Origin of the sequence: Streptomyces sp. NPDC093568, from assembly GCF_044764945.1 — a bacterium.
Taxonomy (GTDB): domain Bacteria; phylum Actinomycetota; class Actinomycetes; order Streptomycetales; family Streptomycetaceae; genus Streptomyces.
Window position 1 is genome coordinate 965,761 of record NZ_JBIWJD010000002.1, and the last position, 16,767, is coordinate 982,527.

Below are 16,767 nucleotides of genomic sequence, written 5' to 3' on the forward strand. Positions count from 1 at the left end.
TCGGCAAGATCGATTCGAAGCTTCCCTACGGGTGCGTAGGTAAACGACATGTAATCGAAATCACTTCGACGGCGGTTTCACAGAAGGCACATAACGGACGGTCAGGTGCGCGAGAGTGCCGCGCGACGACGGTGCCGGGCCACCCTTTCGCGGTTCCCGCACACCTCACTGGAGCACCAGCGCCTCCTGCGCCCCCGGGACGTATCGAGATAAACGATCGGGCAGTTGTCCCCCTCGCACTCCCTCAGCCCGGCCCGCGCGACGGGGTCGGTGAGCAGCTCCACGAGATCCCGCGCGACGGCGCCGAGCAGGGCGGCGCACTCGGGCGGATGATCCAACTCGCGCACAAGGGTGCCGTCTTCACCGCGTACGGCACGGGGGGCCGGGGGCGCGGCACGGGCGATGTCGTTCACGCGGGCGAGCGCGATGTCGTACGACGGCCAGGGCTCGGGGGTGAGACCGGCTCGCACCAACTGTCCGATACGTCCGCGCAGTTCGCGAAAGGCGACGGACCAGGAGGCGTCGGCGTGGGCGAGCGGGGTGCCGGGTGGGACGAGGCCGGCGCCGACGATCCAGGCGCACAACACCTCGAGGGAGTCCAGGTGTTCCTCGGGGTGCGTGGTCGCGAGGAGGTCCAGACAGATCCGCCCGGCGTCGAAGCGCAACTCGTACGCGCCCGTGGCCATACCCAGTGCCATGTGCCTGTCACCGCCTAGGGGTCACCCGGTCAGGAGGGGTCGGTGAGGTGCCGTGAGGAGAGCTGGGGAACCGTGCTGATGAACCGCTCCCTCTAACAGTGCCTGCCCGGTGGCGGGGCCGGAACCCCTCGTACCGCCTGCGGGCGCTGGACGACGGCGTATGGGGCTGCGCGTGCGGGCCATGTGCGCGGGCAGTGGAGGCCCGTTGACTGAAGGACATGACACGAAACGACACGATCGCCGGAACCGTACTGGGCGCGGCCACCCTCGCGATGGGCCTGATCGCCGGGAGCTTCTACGTGTTCGCCTGCGCCGTGATGCCGGGGCTGGCGAGGAGCGACGACCGGGTGTTCGTCGAGGTCATGCGCGACATCAACGACGTGATCCAGAACCCGGTGTTCCTGCTGGGCTTCCTGGGGGCGCTGGTACTCACGGGCGTGTCGGCGTGGCAGCTGCGCGGCGAGCCGTACCGGAGGCGGGTCTGGGCGGCGCTGGCGGTGTACGCGCTTGCCTTCCTGGTCACGGTCGGCTTCAACATCCCGCTGAACAACGGGCTTGAGGGGGCCGGGGAACCGGCTGACCTGCGGGAGGAGTTCGAGGGGGCGTGGGTGGTGTGGAACGTGGTGCGGGCGGTGCTGTCGACGGTCGCGCTGGGGTGCCTGGGTGCGGCGCTGGTGGGGTACGGCAGGAATCGGCGCGACTGGGCCTCGGCCGGCCCGTCTGCCGGGTGAGCGGTACTCGTCCTCACCGGGCCCGTCTGCCGGGCGAACGCCACACGGCCTCACCGGCCCGTCCAACGCGCGAACGCCACACGGCCTGACCCGCCCCCCGCCGCGAACACCACACGCCCTCACCCGCCCCCCGCCGCGAACACCCCTCGGCTTCGGCCGGCCGTCCGCCGGGGGGCGGGCGAGAGCCTCACACGTCCGCGTACTTGGTGTCCGCCGCCGGATCCAGCGCCAGCCGGTACCCCCGCTTCACCACCGTCTGGATCAGCTTCGGCGCCCCAAGGGCCGTACGCAGCCGGGCCATCGCCGTCTCCACCGCGTGCTCGTCCCGCCCGGCACCCGGCAGCGCGCGCAGGAGTTCGGCGCGGGCGACCACCCAGCCCGGCCGGCGCGACAGGGCCCGCAGCAGGGACATCCCCGCGGGCGGCACCGGCCGCAGCGCCCCGTCCACCAGCACCGCGTGACCGCGGATCTCCACCTGGTGCCCGGCGACCGGCAGCGAGCGGGCCCGCCCCGGCAGCTCCTGGCACAGCAGCTGGACCAGCGGACCGAGCCGGAAGCGCTCCGGCTGGACCGTGTCGACATTGTGGGCCTGCAACGGAAGCGCGGTCACCGGCCCCACGCAGGCCGGAAGGACGTCGTGGTGCAGGGCGGCCAGCACCTCGGGCAGCAGCCCCCGCTCCTCGGCCCGCGACAACAGGGACGCGGCGGCCGGCGCGCTGGTGAACGTGAGCGCGTCCAGGCCGCGCGAGACGGTGGCGTCCAGCAACCGGTCGACCGGCCCGACGTCCTCCGGCGGCAGCCAGCGGTACACCGGCACCCCCAGCACCTCCGCTCCCCCGACGCGCAACGCCTCCACGAACCCGGGCAGCGGCTCGCCGTGCAGCTGTACGGCGATGAGCCGCCCGTCGACGCCCTCCTCCAGCAGCCGGTCCAGCACCTCGGCCATCGACTCGCTCGACGGCGACCAGTCCTCCGTCAGCCCGGCCGCCCGCACCGCGCCCTTCACCTTGGGCCCGCGCGCGAGCAGCTCCACCTCGCGCAGCCGGGCCAGCAGGTCCTCGCCGAGCCCCCAGCCGTCGGCTGCCTCGATCCAGCCCCGGAAACCGATCGCGGTCGTGGCGACCACGATGTCCGGGGTCCGCTGGATGATCTCCTTCGTGGCGGCGAGCAGCTCGCTGTCGTCGGCGAGCGGCACGATCCGCAGGGCAGGGGCGTGCACGACGGTGGCGCCGCGGCGCTGGAGCAGCGCCCCGAGCTCATCGGCGCGGCGCGCGGCGGTCACGCCCACGGTGAACCCGGCTAGGGGCCCGTGGTCGGGTTGCTGCTGTTCGTCGTACATAACTCTCGTCCCGCACTCGAGTCGTGGTGCTTGGATCAGGTGGTCGCTCCGGGTGGCTCTGTCCCGTGATGCCGCCCACCTGGCATGCCGATCGAGCCTGTCAACGGCGCGTGACAGACTCGGTTCGGCTTCATGTCGGCGGTGTTACGTCACACCTCGGCGTAGCTGAGCTGCGGCTTTGCCTCTGTCGCCGCTGTGGCGTGCGTCTCCGAGGGAGCCGGACGGCGAAGGTATACGACCCAGGTGACCGCGAAGCAGAGGCCGTAGAAGGCGAGGAAGGCGACGAAGGCGCCGGTGCCGGAGCCCACGGTGAGGAAGGACTGGCGGAAGGCGAGGTTGATGCCGAGCCCGCCGAGCGCGCCCACCGCGCCGATGAGGCCCATGGAGGCACCGGAGAGCCGGCGGCCGTAGGCGGCGGCCGCGTCACCGGTGAGCCCCTTGGCGAGGGCCTTGGCGTGGAAGATGCCGGGGATCATCTTGAACGTCGAGCCGTTGCCGAGCCCGCTCAGCACGAACAGGGCGATGAACGCGGTGGTGAACAGCGGCAGCGACTTCTGCATCGAGGCCACGACGATGACGGCGGTCGCCGCGGCCATGCCGACGTAGTTCCACAGTGTGATCTTCGCGCCGCCGAACCGGTCGGCGAGCGCGCCGCCCAGGGGGCGGATGAGCGAGCCGAGCAGCGGGCCGATGAAGGTGACGTAGGCGGCCTGCAGCGGCGTACGGCCGAACTGGGTCTGGAGCACCAGCCCGAACGCGAAGCTGTAGCCGATGAACGAACCGAAGGTGCCGATGTAGAGGAAGGACATGATCCAGGTGTGGGCGTCCCTCACGGCGTCCTTGGCGGCGCCGGTGTCGTTCTTGACGGACGAGATGCTGTCCATCTTCAGCCAGGCGAGGGCGGCGGCGATCACGATGAACGGGATGTAGATCCCGAGCAGCACTCGCGGCCCGCCGCTGGCGCCGATCACCGCGAGACCGACGAGCTGCACGACGGGCACGCCGATGTTGCCGCCACCCGCGTTCAGGCCGAGCGCCCACCCCTTCTTACGGAGGGGGAAGAAGGCGTTGATGTTGGTCATGCTGGAGGCGAAGTTCCCGCCGCCGACACCGGCCAGCATCGCGCACACCAGGAACGTGCCGAACGACGTGCCCGGCTCCATGGCCACGAACGCGGCGACCGTCGGCACGAGCAGCAGGCTCGCCGAGATGACGGTCCACATCCGGCCGCCGAAGACGGCGACGGCGAAGGTGTACGGCACCCGGACGATGGCCCCGACCAGCGTGGCCATCGAGACGATCGTGAACTTGTCGGCGGGGGTGAGCCCGTACTCCGGCCCCATGAAGAGCACCATCACGGACCACAGGGTCCAGATGGAGAACCCGATGTGCTCGGAGAGCACGGAGAAGAAGAGGTTCCGCCGGGCGGTCTTCTCCCCGGTCTCGTTCCAGAACGTCTCGTCCTCGGGGTCCCAGTGGTCGATCCAGCGGCCTCCCCTGCTCGAGGCGGGGGCTGTGCTAGGGGCTGTCATGACGCCTCCACGGTCTTCGGGCTCGGTCGCACTTCGTACTTCGAGTGGCTGGTCCCGAAGGTAGGGAGGGCGCGTTTCCGCCCTGTGGCACCGGGTGACCGGAAAGGAACTTTGCTCTCACCGGGTGAGGAGGGGGGATGAGAGGTTTGTTGGCCGCGCCTCTGTACAGGTGCCCTGTATAGGCGCGTCAGGGCTGCTGCGGGGGCTGCCAGTGGGGGTTCTGCTGGGGGTACGGGGGCTGCGGGTAGGCGGGCTGGGGATACGGCGCCTGAGGGGCGGCCTGCTGGGGGTAGTGCTGCGGCCGGCCGTACGGCTGCTGCGGCTGACCGTAGGGCTGACCGTAGGGCATGGGTTGCTGCGGGGCGGGTTGCTGCGGGGCGTACGGCCCCGGCACAGGCTGGTTTCCGTGCTGGTTTCCGTACGGCCCCTGGGCCTGCTGACCGTACCCGTAACCCGCCGGAGCAGCGGCCGGCGCCTGACCGCCGTAGGGACCCTGGCCCCCGAACGGATTCCCGTGCCCCGGCAGCTGCCCGCCCGGCGGCAGGTACCGCACCCGCCCGCCCTGCTCCGTCACCGGCATGAACCCGGCGGCCTGGAGCCGGGCGGCGAACTTGGCGTTCCGCTTCCGCGTCACCACGAGCCCGATCCCGAGCAAGGCGAGGAGCCCGGCCCATCCGAGACCGGCGAAGAAGACGGCGTCGCCGTCCCCGCCGGCCTTGGCGACGGCGACCACGAAGCCGAGGGTGACACCGCCCGCCGCCCAGTACATCTTCTTCTCGGCGTGCCTGCCGGTGAGGTCGAAGTTGATGCGGGCCTTGAGCAGCTCGTGCGCGTCGGGCACGAGGGGCGGTACGGACACCCCGTCACTGGCGTTCGGATACTGCGCCCAGTTCTGCGCGGCGCGGGCGCGGGCCTGGGGGCTGGGGTCGGGCGCGATCAGCATGACGAGCGCGTTGTTTCGCCCGCCGCTCTGCCGTACGTCCATGTACTCGTACCCGAACTGCTGGGCGATGAAGGCCAGCTTTGCGAGCTTCTTCACGGAGGCCATGGGGCTGGTGAGCTCGACGGGCTCCCCACTCGCGATCAACCGCAGCATCTTCTGCACCTGCCGCTTGCTCACCAGCACCAGCTCCCCACCGGCCCCCAACCCCTCGGGCCGCCCCGTTCACGTCCGCAACACGGCCAGTGTTCCACGGGGCTTCCGACAGCAGGAACGCCGGTCGGCGGAGTTCCGTGATCAGTAGAACCAGACAACAAGCCGCACATGCTCCGGCCCATGCAACCCGGCCAGGGTCTTCATCACGTCCCAGACAGGCGCCCAGTGCGTCCCCGCCCCGGCGACCGCGTGCTGGCTGAGGGCGCCGGAACGATCGGTCTCGTCCCAGTCCGCGGCGGTCAGCTCGGCCCAGGTGATCCAGGTCGGGCCCCAGTTGTCCCGGGCCCCGCCCTCGGCGTGGAACCGCTGCCTCACGCAGTCCGAGACGTCGTCCGGCAGTCCTCGCTCCTCGGCCAGCGGCCGGAAGCCGAAGGAGTTGCGTACGCCGAAGAGGCAGGCGAGTACGTCATACGCGTTACCGGTGTTGAGGACGAAGAGGTCGATGGCCTCGTGCCATATCGCGTCCTCGTCGTCCTCTCCCCAGATCCTCGCGCCGGGCCTGCACTCGATCATTCCGCTGAAGTCCGTGGACATGTCCGGAATTCTGCGGAGGCCGGCCCGGCGCCGGCATCTCTATTTCGCGCGGTGGCCCGCTCGGGACGAGGCCCCTCGTCTGCTCTTCGCCCCGTTCGGCCACAGCCTCGGACTCCGCTTCGCCGCGAGGTCCTCGATCCAGCCGATGGCCAGGATGGCCAGTCCGATCAGTGGCCACACGAGGAAGAACATCCAGATCATGTACGTCGAGTCCAGCGCCGCCGTCGCGCGTTCGTCCTGCATGAAGGGCAGGTCGTAGAGCTGGTCGAGGATCGGGACCGTGGCCATGATCAGGAGGTTGTGCCAGAGGTAGATGGTGACCGCTCGGTTGTTGGAGAGGGTCACCAGCTTGTCCCACTTGGCGAGTCTGCCGGGCAGCTCCTGCCAGGACGGCGAGTACAGCAGCAGGATCACCACGAAGCCGAAGGACCAGGTCGCCTGGGCCAGCGGGATGTCGTTGAGGTCCCAGCCGTCGGGGCCGAGGTGGCCCGAGGCCCACCACAGGCCGAAGGCCATCACGAGCGTCGCGCAGGAGACGGCGACATAGCGCGGGATCTTCGCCAGGAAGCCGTCGTGGTGGGCGAAGCCCAGGACCCAGCAGCTGCCGTAGACGGCGAAGTCCGTGACCGCGTTGCCCGTTTCACCGGGGATCGAGACAAGTCCCGTGCCCACGACCGCCGTCAGGCCCAGCGGGGCGAGCAGCGTCGGCCACGGTGCCCGGCGGAACGCCCACAGCAGCAGCGGGGACGCCACCACGAACCACAGATAGGCGCGCAGGTACCACAGCACACCCGCCGCCTGCACCGCCCAAGTGTCCTCCAGCAGGCCCGACTGGGAGCCGATGTGCCAGGGGAACGGCGGTGCGCCGAACGGGACGATGTAGTTGACCAGCTCGACCAGCGCCCAGGTGCCGCCGTGGTCCGGGTCCTTCGCCGGGTTCCAGCCGCCCGCGATCATCAGCGTCAGCACCACCGCGCTGAACGCCCACAACGGCGGCAGGAGCCGGCGCACACGGCCCCTGATCACGCCCCACGCCGGGCGGTTCAGGGAGCGGGCCATCAGGGAGCCGGCCAGCGCGAACATCACGCCCATGGACGGGAAGAGCACCGTCAGCCAGGCCCAGCCGAAGAGGTGGTAGACGACCACGCGGACCAGGGCTATGGAGCGGAGCAGGTCCAGATAGCGGTCCCGGCCCGGCTTCTTGGGAGCGGGGGCGGCGGGTTCGGGCGCGGCTGAGGCCGTCTCCGGCTCCGCCGTGCGCTGCTCCGGGACGGCGTACGTCGGCGCCGGCCATCCGTGCTCCGCGGGCCCGGCCTGCGCTCCCGGGCCCGCCGGGGGGTATCCGTGCGTCATCCGACCGGCCTCCGATCACCGTCGCGCGTGCCCGCCGTCCGCTGTCGCGGTACCGGCCCGCCGGGCGCCTCTACGACACCCGTGCGGCGCAGCTTCTGCCAGCGCAGGCGGCCGCCGGTGAGGGCCGTGATCCAGGACTGGAGCAGGACGACGTACATGAGCTGGCGGTAGAGGATCTGCTGGAGCGGGAGCGAGATCAGATGGGTCATGCGTTCCTTGTCCAGGCGGAAGGCGTACGCGGCGCAGACGACCTGGATGGCCAGGACGCCCAGCCAGGCGCCGATCGTCTTCTGCGTGGGGCCGAAGATCAGGCCGTAGAGCAGGAAGACGTCGATCAGCGGGGCCAGCAGCGGGGCCAGGACCATGAAGAGGGAGACCAGGGGCAGTCCGACCCGGCCGAAGCGGCCCGAGGGGCCCTTCTCCACCAGTGCCTTGCGGTGCTTCCAGATCGCCTGCATGGTGCCGTACGACCACCGGTAGCGCTGCGACCACAGCTGCTGTACCGACTCCGGGGCCTCGGTCCAGGCCCGCGCGTTCTCGGCGTAGACGACGCGCCAGCCGTCGCGGTGCATCGCCATGGTGATGTCGGTGTCCTCGGCGAGCGTGTCGTCGCTCATGCCGCCGACCCGTTCGAGAGCGGACCTCCTGAACGCCCCCACCGCGCCCGGGATGGTCGGCATGCAGCGCAGCATGTCGTACATCCGGCGGTCGAGGTTGAAGCCCATCACGTACTCGATGTGCTGCCAGGCGCCGATCAGGGAGTCGCGGTTGCCGACCTTCGCGTTGCCGGCGACGGCGCCGACGCGCGGGTCGCCGAAGGGCTGGACCAGCTCGCGGACCGTGGCCGGTTCGAAGACGGTGTCGCCGTCCATCATCACGATCAGGTCGTAACGCGCGTTCGCCAGACCGCGGTTGAGCGCCGCGGGCTTGCCCGCGTTGAGCTGGCGGACGACACGGACGTTGGGCAGGCCCATCGCCTCGACGATCCGGGCCGTACCGTCGCTGGATCCGTCGTCGACGACGATGACCTCGATCGGGTGCTCGCTGGCCATCAGCGAGCGGACGGTGTTCTCGATGCACTTGGCCTCGTTGTACGCCGGGACCAGCACCGACACCGGTTCGGTGACCGGCGGGCCCCAGCGGAAGCCGCGGCGGCGCACCCGGCGGGCGTGGATGCCGGACAACAGCAGCATCAGCACGAACCGGCTGATGACCAGGAAGCCGATCACCGCCAGGCCGACCACCAGGACGCCCGTGATGTTGTCCGACGCCTGCACCAGGAAGACCCAGGCCTTGCCCTTCCACCGGTCGAGGCCGGTGACCTCGGTGTGGGCGCTGGGGGCGCCGAGGGCCTCGGTGAGGTTGTCGAACTCGTACCCCTCGGCCTGCATGTCCGGCAGGAACCGGTCCAGTGCCTGGACGGTCTGGTGCCGGTCGCCACCGGAGTCGTGCATCAGGACGATCGCGCCCTTGCCGCCCTTGGGGGTGGCCCGGCGGATGATCTCGTCGACGCCGGGCTTGCGCCAGTCCTCGCTGTCGGTGTTGTTGACGACCGTGATGTAGCCGCGCTTGCCGATGTACTCCGTCACCGGCCAGGACTCGTTGTCCATGGCGTCGGCGAAGGAGGAGTACGGCGGGCGGAACAGGGAGGTGCGGATGCCCGCCGCGCCGCTGATCGCCAGCTGGTTCTGGGACAGCTCCCAGTCGATGCGCTTCTTCGACTGGAAGGAGAGGTCGGGGTGGTTGAAGGTGTGCAGCCCGACCTCGTGGCCCTCGTCGACCATGCGCCGGACCAGGTCGGGATAGCGCGAGGCCATGGTTCCGGTGACGAAGAAGACCGCGTGCGCGTCGTGCTTCTTGAGCATGTCAAGGACCTTGGGGGTCCACTCGGGGTCCGGGCCGTCGTCGAAGGTGAGGACGAGCCGGTGGTCCTGGATGCTCAGGCTCTCGGTGCGGCCGCTGCGGGTGTCGATGACGGGACCGCCGTTGAGGATCTTCTCCGGCACCTGGTCGGCGGAGGCGGGCGGGCGGACGCGGTGGTCGGCCAGGATCTCGCTGTGCACGTAACCCCGCAGCATCAGCATCGCCATCAACGCGACGAGAACGAGCGAGGGCAACAGCAGGCGCATGGGCACACGTCGGCGCCGGGAGCCGTCGGGGGCTCCGGTCGCGGGCCCGTGACGGCGGGTGCGGGATGCCATCAGAAGGTGTACTCCGGGGACGGGGCGGCGGACGCGGAGGCGGTCGGGTCCGGCTCCTGCGCGATGGGCGTGGGGTCGCTCGGGCCGTTCGCGACCGTCCCGCTCGCGGGTTCTTCGGTGGTCGCGGGATCGGTCGGCTCCTCGGTGGGGCCGCCGCCGTCCGTCGGGCTCGGGTCGGGGTCGGGGTCGGAGGTGGGCTCGGAGGTCGGATCGGGATCCGGCGTCGGGTTCGTGCCCGGGTTGGTGGCGGTCTTCGAGGCGGTCGGCTTCGGGTCGGCCGAGGTGCCGGGGTTCTCGGAGGTGGCCGTCGCGCCGGGCGTGCTGCCGTCGGCGCCCGGGGACACGGAGGCATCGGTACTGGCGGTCGGCGAGGTCCCCGGCGAGACGCTGCCGGTGGCGCTGGGCTGTGGTGCCGACTCGGCGGGCAGCGGCGGGGTGTCGACCTGGCCGGCCGGCTTCTCGCCTGGGTTCTCGACGGGCAGCCAGGGCGCGTCGGAGTTGCCGGACAGCAGCGTGGCGACGATGACCACGGCGTAGACCGCGCAGGCGAGGCCCACCGCCATGCCGATACGGCGGAAGCGGCGGCTGCGGCGGCCCGACTCGTCGACGAACACCGGCCCGTCCGAGCCGTCGCCGCCGCGCGGGGCGTCGTTGGCCGCGCGGATCATGTTGTCGAGCTGGAGGCCTATGCCGTCGAGCTGGACGGTGACCTCGTGCGGATCGTGGGTCGCGCCGGGGTTGTCCGGGCGGGCGGACCCGGCCGCGCCCGCGGAGCCCGTACGGCCCTCGGCCGCTGCCGCCGGCTCCTCCGGTTCGTCGCCCCAGGGGTCGCGGACCGCGGCCCCGGGGCGGGTCTCGCCGGACGTCGTCGGGAGCGTGCCGCTCGGGCGGGCCGACGGCCGTCCGAAGGCCGACCAGCCGTCCGCCGCTCCGGCGGGACGGGCGGCTCCGGCCTGCGGAAGGACCGCTGTCTCGTCGCCCCCGGGCACCGCTGTCTCCCCGGTGACCGGGAAGGCCTGGGTCTCACCCTGGGAACCCCTCACGGAAGAGCCGCCGGCTCCGGACCCTGATGACACATCGGGCCATTCCGGTTGGGCGTCTTCTCGCCACTTCTTCACACGCACGCACATCCCCCCACGGGACCGTTCTGGGTGCGCGTACGACACTGAGCACCCGTCGCCGTACCAGGCCCCCACCCGGCCGAGCGCCCCCCATTACCACAACGTGCTCAGGCCAAGAATGTATCGCACGCGGAGGTTCCGTGGTTGCCGCGTGTCAATTGCGCACGCTCATAGTGGCCGAATCCATGGCCGGAATCCATCCATCGGCGGGCCTGCGCAGCCACTCCTCCTCGGCCGAGAGTTCGGCCGCCGCCCGTCGAAGAGCGTCGAAACCGGGGTGCACCAGCCCCTTCCGCCACACCAGTGACACCGGTGACAGCGGAACGGGATCAACGAGCGGGCGCAGCACCGTCGACGGCATGGCCGGAAAGTCCACCACGGCGAGGACCGGGTTTCGCGTCTTGGCCATGATCCGCTGGAACTCCTCGTCACCGACGGCGAGCGGCGCGGGCGACGCCACCGCGATGCCCCGCCCCTCGAACAGCCGCCGCGCGAGGTCGGTCCACTCCGGCGTACGGGGGTTTCCGGCCCCGGCGTACACCGACTCGCCGGCCAGCGCGGCGAGCGGGACCTGTGGCAAATCGGCCAAGGTGTGGTCCTCGGGCAGCAGGACCGCCATCGGCTCGTAGCGGACCGGCTGGTGGTCGAGGGCCGCCCGCAGCGCCGGGTCCAGGCCGGCGAACCGCCCGAAGGACGCGTCCAGGCGCCCCGCGACGATCTCGCCGGCCGCGCCGGTCAGGCCGCTCTCGTAGCGGGCCATCAGCTCCTGGTCGGGGGCGAGCGCGCGGGCCCGGTGCAGGACCCGGCGGGCGGTGGCCAGGCCCGGTGAATTGATGTCCACCAGCAGCGGGCGCGCCTGGCCGAAGGCGGCGAGCAGGTCGTCCTGCGCCTGCAGGGCCCGGCGGGCGTACGGCACCAGCCGCTCACCGTCGGCGGTCAGCGTGACCTGCCGGGTCGTCCGGACGAACAGCTCGACGCCCAACTCCCGCTCCAGCCGCCGTACGTCCCGGCTGAGCGCCTGCTGGGCGACGTACAGCCGGGCCGCCGCGCGGGTGAAGTGCAGCTCATCGGCCACGGCGAGGAAGGCGCGCAGCAGGCGCGGGTCGAGGTGGGCGGGAGCGGGCATGCGCCGAACTTACAACGCGGATGCGTGAATCCGCGTCGAACAGGTGTTGGACCCCTTGATCGGCTTCCGGCGACGGTGGACCCATGCCGCAACAGCCCACCCGAGGAACCCGCCTGTTCACCGTCACCGCCGACACCCTCGTCGCCGTCGGCTTCGGCCCCCGGCCACCGCGCCGCCCACCCGGCCCGTACCGCCGGCTCTTCACCCGCCCCGGCACCCGCGCCTTCACCCTCGCCAATCTCCTGGCCCGGCTGCCCATGGGCATGTTCAGCGTGAGCGCGGTCGTGATGATCGCCGCCACACGGGGGTCGTACGCCCTCGCCGGCGCCGTCACCGCGACCGGCCTCGCGGCGACCGCGCTGGCCGCCCCCTGGATCGCCCGGCTCGTCGACCGGTACGGCCAGGCCCGGGTCGCCGTGCCCGCGACCGCCCTCGCGGCGCTGGGGAGCCTCGCGCTGCTTCTGTGCGTGCGGTACGACGCCCCGGCCTGGACCCTCTTCGCCGCGTACGCCGCCACCGCGACCACCCCGAACACCGGCGGCATGTCCCGCGCCCGCTGGGCCCATCTGCTCAAGGGCGACCCGGACGCGCTGCACACCGCCAACTCCTTCGAGCAGGCCGCCGACGAGCTGTGCTTCATGCTGGGCCCGGTGCTCGCGGCCTTCCTGTGCGGGACGTTCTTCCCGGAGGCGGGCACGCTGGTGGGAGTGGTGCTCCTGGTGACGGGCGTACTGGCCTTCGCGGCCCAGCGCTCGACCGAGCCGCCGCCCCACGGCCGTACGGGCGCGGCCGGCGACACGGCCGTGAAGTCGCCGCTCCGGGCCCCCGGTATGGCCCCGCTGCTCGCCGTCTGTCTCGCCATGGGCGCCGTGTTCGGGGCGACGGAGGTCGTCACGCTCGCGTTCGCCGACGCTCGGGGTCACCATGCGGCGGCGGGCGTGGTGCTCGCGCTGCAGGCGGCCGGATCCTGCGGGGCGGGACTGCTGTACGGCCGGCTCAGGTTCACCGGCCCGGCCGAGGACCGCTACCCGTGGTGCCTGGCCGCGATGACCGCGCTGCTGATACTGCCCCTGCTGGCCGCGTCCCTCACCGGTTCGCTCCTCGCACTGTCCGCCGCCCTGCTGATCGCCGGCATGGCCACCGCCCCGACCATGATCACCAACATGACCCTGGTCCAGCACCGCACCCCGGACGGCCGCCTCAACGAGGGCATGACCCTCGCGGTGACCGCCCTCCTCGGCGGCATCGCGTGCGGCAGCGCGGCCGGCGGCTGGGCGGTGGAGCACCTCGGCCCGCCGGCCGGATACGGCGTACCGGTCACGGCGGCGGCGGTGGCGCTCCTCGTCTCCCTCGCGGCGGCGCCTTCAGGGGTGCGGGGACGCATCTAGCCCCGCGGAGCGGGGATCTGACCCCGCGGAGCGATCCGCGCCCTGACCGACCCCTTCGCCATCAGGGTGATCCCGGCCCCGAGCGGCACCTCGCCCTCCTCCGCGTCCTCCAGCTCGAACTCCCGGAGCAGCACCGCCAGTCCCAGCACCGACTCCAGCATCGACAGGTGCTGCCCGATGCAGGCCCGTGGACCGCCGCCGAAGGGGAACCAGGCGTAGCGCGGGCGCTTCGCCTCCGCCTCCGGGGTGAAGCGGGTGGGGTCGAAGCGGTCCGGGTCGGGCCAGAGGTCGGGGTGGCGGTGGGTGACCCAGGGGCTGACCAGGATGTCGGCGCCGGCGGGGATCCGTACGCCCGCCACCTCCGTGTCGGCGACCGCGCGGCGGCCGACCACGGGCGCGGACGGGTACAGCCGCATGGCCTCCTTCAGCACCATCGTCAGATACGGCAGCTCCTCCATGTCCGCGGCCGTGGGCGCCCGCCCGCCGGGGCCGCCGAGCACCCGGTCCACCTCCTCGCGCACCCGTCGCTGCTCCTCGGGGTGCCGGGCGAGGAGGTGCAGGGCGAAGGCGAGTGCGGTGGCGGTGGTCTCGTGGCCGGCGAGGAGGAAGATCAGTACCTGTTCGCGGAGTTCGTCGGCGTCGAGGCTGCCGTCCTCGGCGTTCTCGGCCTGCACGAGGAGGGTGACCAGGTCGTCGCCCTCCGCCCGGTCCCGGCGGCTGGCGATGATCCCGTCGCACAGCTCGAACAGATCGGCCTGGCAGCGCGCGGCGCGGCGGTTGGCGGGGGTGGGCCAGCCGCGGGGCGCCCTGAGCGGTGAGAAGCCGCGCTTGAGGGTGTAGTCCTGCAGCGGGGGCAGGGTCCGCTCGATGACCTCGGAGGCCTTCTCCACGTCCGCCCGAAGAGAATCCGGCCCACGACGAGCAGCGCGAACCGGTGCATCTCGCGCACCAGTTCCACGGTCCCGCCCGGCGCCGCACGCCACGCGGCGGCCAGCGAGCCCGCCTCCTCGGCGACCTGCTGCGCGTACCCGTTGACCCGGCGCCGGGTGAACAGCGGCTGCACCAGCCGCCGTTGGCGCAGGTAGGTGTCGTCCTGGCTGGTGAGAAGGCCGTTGCCGGCCGTCAGGCGCAGTTCCTCGTAGAAGACGTTGTCCTTGCGGAAGTTGGCGGCCTGAGTCGCCAGCACCTGCTGGACGCCCTCGGCCGAGAACACCGCGTAGAGCTCGGCCCGAAGTCCCGGCGGACCGGCCCGGAACCGGACCACGTCACCATGGTCACGACGGGCCCGCAGGTATGCGCCGAGGGGGTCGTTCAGGAGGTCGCTCATCGAGCCGAGCAGAAGGCTGCCCATCACGATCGGCGCCTGGGCGGCCGTCGTCGTCATCGTCATCGTTCCCCATCCCCGTTCGTCATGGTTCCCCCCTTCCCACACGGGCCATGGACCACCCTCGGCTGCCGTGCGGCTCACGGTCGCGTGAACGGCCGCCGATCGAGTGCTGGGCGGGGGGCTGGTGTGCTGTACTTGGGGCAGGGAACACCTCCGCCCGGCCCTGCAGCCGGTCGGTGGCCCTGGCTCAACAGGAGCGCGTCGGATGTCCCCAGGACCTGTGGGGATATCCGGCTACCTGCTCGGCCAGCACAGAAGGCGGGCCCCCGCCGGAGCTCACAACTCCGGACGGAGGCCCTGGCTCAACAGGAGCTCGTCGGATGTCCCCAGACCCCTTGGGGATATCCGGCTACCTGCTCAGCCACCAGAGCAGCCACCTCCTCGCGTGCCTCGCCGCTCGCTCCGGCAAGAGCCGGATCAGCCGCATGACGAGAGTCGGTTTCCGCTCCTCGTGACAGCACACGTTGGGGCGTCCTCCCTTCCACGTGAGGCGGCCGCACAGGGTCCCGGAACCGCTCTCGTCGGGCCGGGCCCCGAGGGGACGGGGCCCGGAATGAAGGGAGGACGCACCCATAAGGTGCGTCACGCAGCAGATACTACCGGTATCGACTCCCTTGCCGTACGTAATCAGCAGATATCCGGCTTACGCCAAGTGCACTCGACGTCAGTATTCGTCCCACCCCCACGCACCGACGCCGAACCCGCCGCCTCCGCGGTCGACTTCGCCAGCGTGACCACGATGGCGTCCTCCAACGGCTTCACGGAGGACGCCAGATAGTTGTTGAGGACGATGCTGAAGACCAGCTCACGTCCGTCGGCGCCCGTGACGTACCCGGAGAGCCCGGACGCCCCCGTCAACGACCCCGTCTTCGCACGGGCGTTGAGCGCGGCGGGCGTCCCGCACATCCGCGACCGCAGGGTGCCCCCGACGAACCGGTCCGGATCGCAGGCGACCGGCAACGAGCGCTTCCACTCCGCGTACCAGGGCTCGGCGCGCACGGCCAGCAGCAGCTTCACGAACTGCGTGGCGGGGAAGTTGTCCCTGCGCGACAGCCCCGACCCGTCGACCTGGCGCACCTTGGTCACGTCGACGCCGACGCCCTTGAGGTATCCGGCGATCGCATCGAGCCCGGCGCTCCAGGTCCCCTGCTTCGACACCTCGTACCCCATGGCCTTGGTGACGATCTCGGCGTGCATGTTGTTGGAGAGCTTCATGAACGGGATGACAAGGTCCTTGAGCGGCATGGAGTCGTGCGTGGCCAACTGCTTGGCGGTGGCCGGAGTCTGGCGTCCCAGCCGGGTCGGCCCGGCGACCTTGACCCCGTGGTCGGCGAGCGCGGCGCGGAAGACGTCGGCCGCGTATCCGGTGGGCTCCCAGACCGTCGACCACTGCTTGGTACCGGCGCCGCCCACGGGCGTCGTACCGCTGACGACGATGTCATTGGTGCCGTGCGCACGCTCGACGGTGAGGTCGTTCGCGCCACCGGCGGCGACGGTCGTGGCCCGCACGTCGATGTCGACGTAGTCGGTGTCGGGCGTGACGGTGACGACGGGCTTGTCCCCCGCCGCCGCGCCCGGTGCGACCGTGACGATGACGGTCCCGGTGTCGTAGTCGGTGTCCGGCGCCACGCTGAGCGCGCTGATCTGCGCCGCGTAGTAGTAGGGCTCGTCGTCGTTGGCCCAGTCGCTCCCCAGCCGCTGTGCGTCGAACCGGGTGTCGTCGGCGATCAGCCGCCCCTCGACGCGCGTGACGCCGGACGCGGCGACCTGGGCCGCGAGTTCGTCGTAGTCGGCGGCGAGCAGGGTCGGGTCGCCGGTGCCCCGCAGATAGAGATCGCCGCGGAGGACGGAGCCGGACCGCCGCCCGCCGGCCAGCACATCGGTGGTGAACCGGTAGTCGGGGCCGAGGATCTCCATCGCCGCGGCCGACGTGGGCAGCTTGGTGTTGGAGGCGGGCATCAGACGGGTGCTCGGCAGATGCTGGTACAGCACCTCACCACTCGCCGCGTCGGCGACGACGACACTCGCGACCCCGCCCTCCATCCGGCTGTCCCCGAGGATGGTGTCGATGGCTTCGGGCAGGCCGGAACGGTCGGAGTCCGCTCCGGCCTGCGTGCCGGGTCCGAGGACGGCGGCGACGAGTGCCACCGTGAGGACCCAAGTCCACTTGCCTCTATGGGAGTTCATAGCGGCCGAGCATT

13 protein-coding genes and 1 pseudogene are annotated in these 16,767 nt (G+C 71.5%); 3 read left to right on the top strand and 11 right to left on the bottom strand.

Annotated elements, in window-relative coordinates:
- Nucleotides 1–101: 101 nt before the first annotated feature.
- The gene (locus ACIRD7_RS13825; RefSeq protein ID WP_403452992.1) at nucleotides 102–698 is read right to left on the bottom strand and encodes a CGNR zinc finger domain-containing protein; all 597 of its coding nucleotides are present in this window, start codon (nucleotides 696–698) and stop codon (nucleotides 102–104) included.
- Between the two features lie 218 nt (nucleotides 699–916).
- On the opposite strand from ACIRD7_RS13825, the gene ACIRD7_RS13830 reads away from it, so the two are divergent.
- The gene (locus ACIRD7_RS13830; RefSeq protein WP_403452993.1) at nucleotides 917–1,429 is read left to right on the top strand and encodes a DUF1772 domain-containing protein; all 513 of its coding nucleotides are present in this window, start codon (nucleotides 917–919) and stop codon (nucleotides 1,427–1,429) included.
- 187 nt (nucleotides 1,430–1,616) lie between these two features.
- Here the strand turns inward: ACIRD7_RS13830 and ACIRD7_RS13835 are convergent, their stop codons facing one another.
- From ACIRD7_RS13835 to ACIRD7_RS13870, 8 genes are all read right to left on the bottom strand, one after another.
- Nucleotides 1,617–2,768: a uroporphyrinogen-III synthase gene (locus ACIRD7_RS13835; RefSeq protein ID WP_403452994.1), complete on the bottom strand. Its 1,152-nt coding sequence runs from the start codon at nucleotides 2,766–2,768 to the stop codon at nucleotides 1,617–1,619.
- A 149-nt stretch (nucleotides 2,769–2,917) separates the two neighbouring features.
- Nucleotides 2,918–4,300 (bottom strand): nitrate/nitrite transporter, encoded by a 1,383-nt coding sequence (locus ACIRD7_RS13840; protein WP_403452995.1) that lies wholly within the window; start codon nucleotides 4,298–4,300, stop codon nucleotides 2,918–2,920.
- A gap of 187 nt (nucleotides 4,301–4,487) precedes the next feature.
- Nucleotides 4,488–5,420 carry a hypothetical protein gene (locus ACIRD7_RS13845; RefSeq protein WP_403452996.1) on the bottom strand — a complete coding sequence of 311 codons (933 nt, stop codon included), beginning with the start codon at nucleotides 5,418–5,420 and terminating at the stop codon, nucleotides 4,488–4,490.
- Nucleotides 5,421–5,537: 117 nt separating this feature from the next.
- Nucleotides 5,538–5,990 carry a hypothetical protein gene (locus tag ACIRD7_RS13850; protein WP_403452997.1) on the bottom strand — a complete coding sequence of 151 codons (453 nt, stop codon included), beginning with the start codon at nucleotides 5,988–5,990 and terminating at the stop codon, nucleotides 5,538–5,540.
- 39 nt (nucleotides 5,991–6,029) lie between these two features.
- Entirely contained in the window at nucleotides 6,030–7,343 is a 1,314-nt protein-coding gene (locus ACIRD7_RS13855) for an acyltransferase (RefSeq protein ID WP_403452998.1), read from the bottom strand.
- The gene (locus tag ACIRD7_RS13860; protein WP_403452999.1) at nucleotides 7,340–9,544 is read right to left on the bottom strand and encodes a glycosyltransferase; all 2,205 of its coding nucleotides are present in this window, start codon (nucleotides 9,542–9,544) and stop codon (nucleotides 7,340–7,342) included. The genes ACIRD7_RS13855 and ACIRD7_RS13860 overlap by 4 nt, the downstream gene beginning before the upstream one ends.
- A complete protein-coding gene (locus tag ACIRD7_RS13865; RefSeq protein WP_403453000.1) occupies nucleotides 9,544–10,587 on the bottom strand; it encodes a hypothetical protein in 1,044 nt (347 codons plus the stop codon). The genes ACIRD7_RS13860 and ACIRD7_RS13865 overlap by 1 nt, the downstream gene beginning before the upstream one ends.
- Before the next feature lie 232 nt (nucleotides 10,588–10,819).
- Nucleotides 10,820–11,791 carry a LysR family transcriptional regulator gene (locus ACIRD7_RS13870; protein WP_403453001.1) on the bottom strand — a complete coding sequence of 324 codons (972 nt, stop codon included), beginning with the start codon at nucleotides 11,789–11,791 and terminating at the stop codon, nucleotides 10,820–10,822.
- Nucleotides 11,792–11,874: 83 nt separating this feature from the next.
- Between ACIRD7_RS13870 and ACIRD7_RS13875 the strand changes: the two genes are divergently transcribed.
- Nucleotides 11,875–13,179, top strand: a complete 1,305-nt coding sequence (locus tag ACIRD7_RS13875; protein ID WP_403453002.1) for an MFS transporter — start codon at nucleotides 11,875–11,877, stop codon at nucleotides 13,177–13,179.
- Here the strand turns inward: ACIRD7_RS13875 and ACIRD7_RS13880 are convergent.
- Nucleotides 13,176–14,569, bottom strand: a pseudogene (locus ACIRD7_RS13880) (cytochrome P450). The gene ACIRD7_RS13875 and the pseudogene ACIRD7_RS13880 overlap by 4 nt on opposite strands.
- A gap of 317 nt (nucleotides 14,570–14,886) precedes the next feature.
- Between ACIRD7_RS13880 and ACIRD7_RS13885 the strand changes: the two are divergent.
- Nucleotides 14,887–15,021: a hypothetical protein gene (locus ACIRD7_RS13885; RefSeq protein ID WP_403453003.1), complete on the top strand. Its 135-nt coding sequence runs from the start codon at nucleotides 14,887–14,889 to the stop codon at nucleotides 15,019–15,021.
- A 172-nt stretch (nucleotides 15,022–15,193) separates the two neighbouring features.
- Here the strand turns inward: ACIRD7_RS13885 and dacB are convergent, their stop codons facing one another.
- On the bottom strand, nucleotides 15,194–16,753 hold the full coding sequence (dacB, locus tag ACIRD7_RS13890; RefSeq protein ID WP_403453004.1) for a D-alanyl-D-alanine carboxypeptidase/D-alanyl-D-alanine-endopeptidase: 1,560 nt from the start codon (nucleotides 16,751–16,753) through the stop codon (nucleotides 15,194–15,196).
- Nucleotides 16,754–16,767: the final 14 nt, after the last annotated feature.

What these genes read in the sequence shown, in the direction of transcription:
- dacB (WP_403453004.1), bottom strand. Translation starts at nt 16,753, where the DNA reads ATGAACTCCCATAGAGGCAAGTGGACTTGGGTCCTCACGGTGGCACTC.
- ACIRD7_RS13855 (WP_403452998.1), bottom strand. Translation starts at nt 7,343, where the DNA reads ATGACGCACGGATACCCCCCGGCGGGCCCGGGAGCGCAGGCCGGGCCC.
- ACIRD7_RS13835 (WP_403452994.1), bottom strand. Translation starts at nt 2,768, where the DNA reads ATGTACGACGAACAGCAGCAACCCGACCACGGGCCCCTAGCCGGGTTC.
- ACIRD7_RS13875 (WP_403453002.1), top strand. Translation starts at nt 11,875, where the DNA reads ATGCCGCAACAGCCCACCCGAGGAACCCGCCTGTTCACCGTCACCGCC.
- ACIRD7_RS13825 (WP_403452992.1), bottom strand. Translation starts at nt 698, where the DNA reads ATGGCACTGGGTATGGCCACGGGCGCGTACGAGTTGCGCTTCGACGCC.
- ACIRD7_RS13870 (WP_403453001.1), bottom strand. Translation starts at nt 11,791, where the DNA reads ATGCCCGCTCCCGCCCACCTCGACCCGCGCCTGCTGCGCGCCTTCCTC.
- ACIRD7_RS13830 (WP_403452993.1), top strand. Translation starts at nt 917, where the DNA reads ATGACACGAAACGACACGATCGCCGGAACCGTACTGGGCGCGGCCACC.
- ACIRD7_RS13885 (WP_403453003.1), top strand. Translation starts at nt 14,887, where the DNA reads ATGTCCCCAGACCCCTTGGGGATATCCGGCTACCTGCTCAGCCACCAG.
- ACIRD7_RS13840 (WP_403452995.1), bottom strand. Translation starts at nt 4,300, where the DNA reads ATGACAGCCCCTAGCACAGCCCCCGCCTCGAGCAGGGGAGGCCGCTGG.
- ACIRD7_RS13850 (WP_403452997.1), bottom strand. Translation starts at nt 5,990, where the DNA reads ATGTCCACGGACTTCAGCGGAATGATCGAGTGCAGGCCCGGCGCGAGG.
- ACIRD7_RS13860 (WP_403452999.1), bottom strand. Translation starts at nt 9,544, where the DNA reads ATGGCATCCCGCACCCGCCGTCACGGGCCCGCGACCGGAGCCCCCGAC.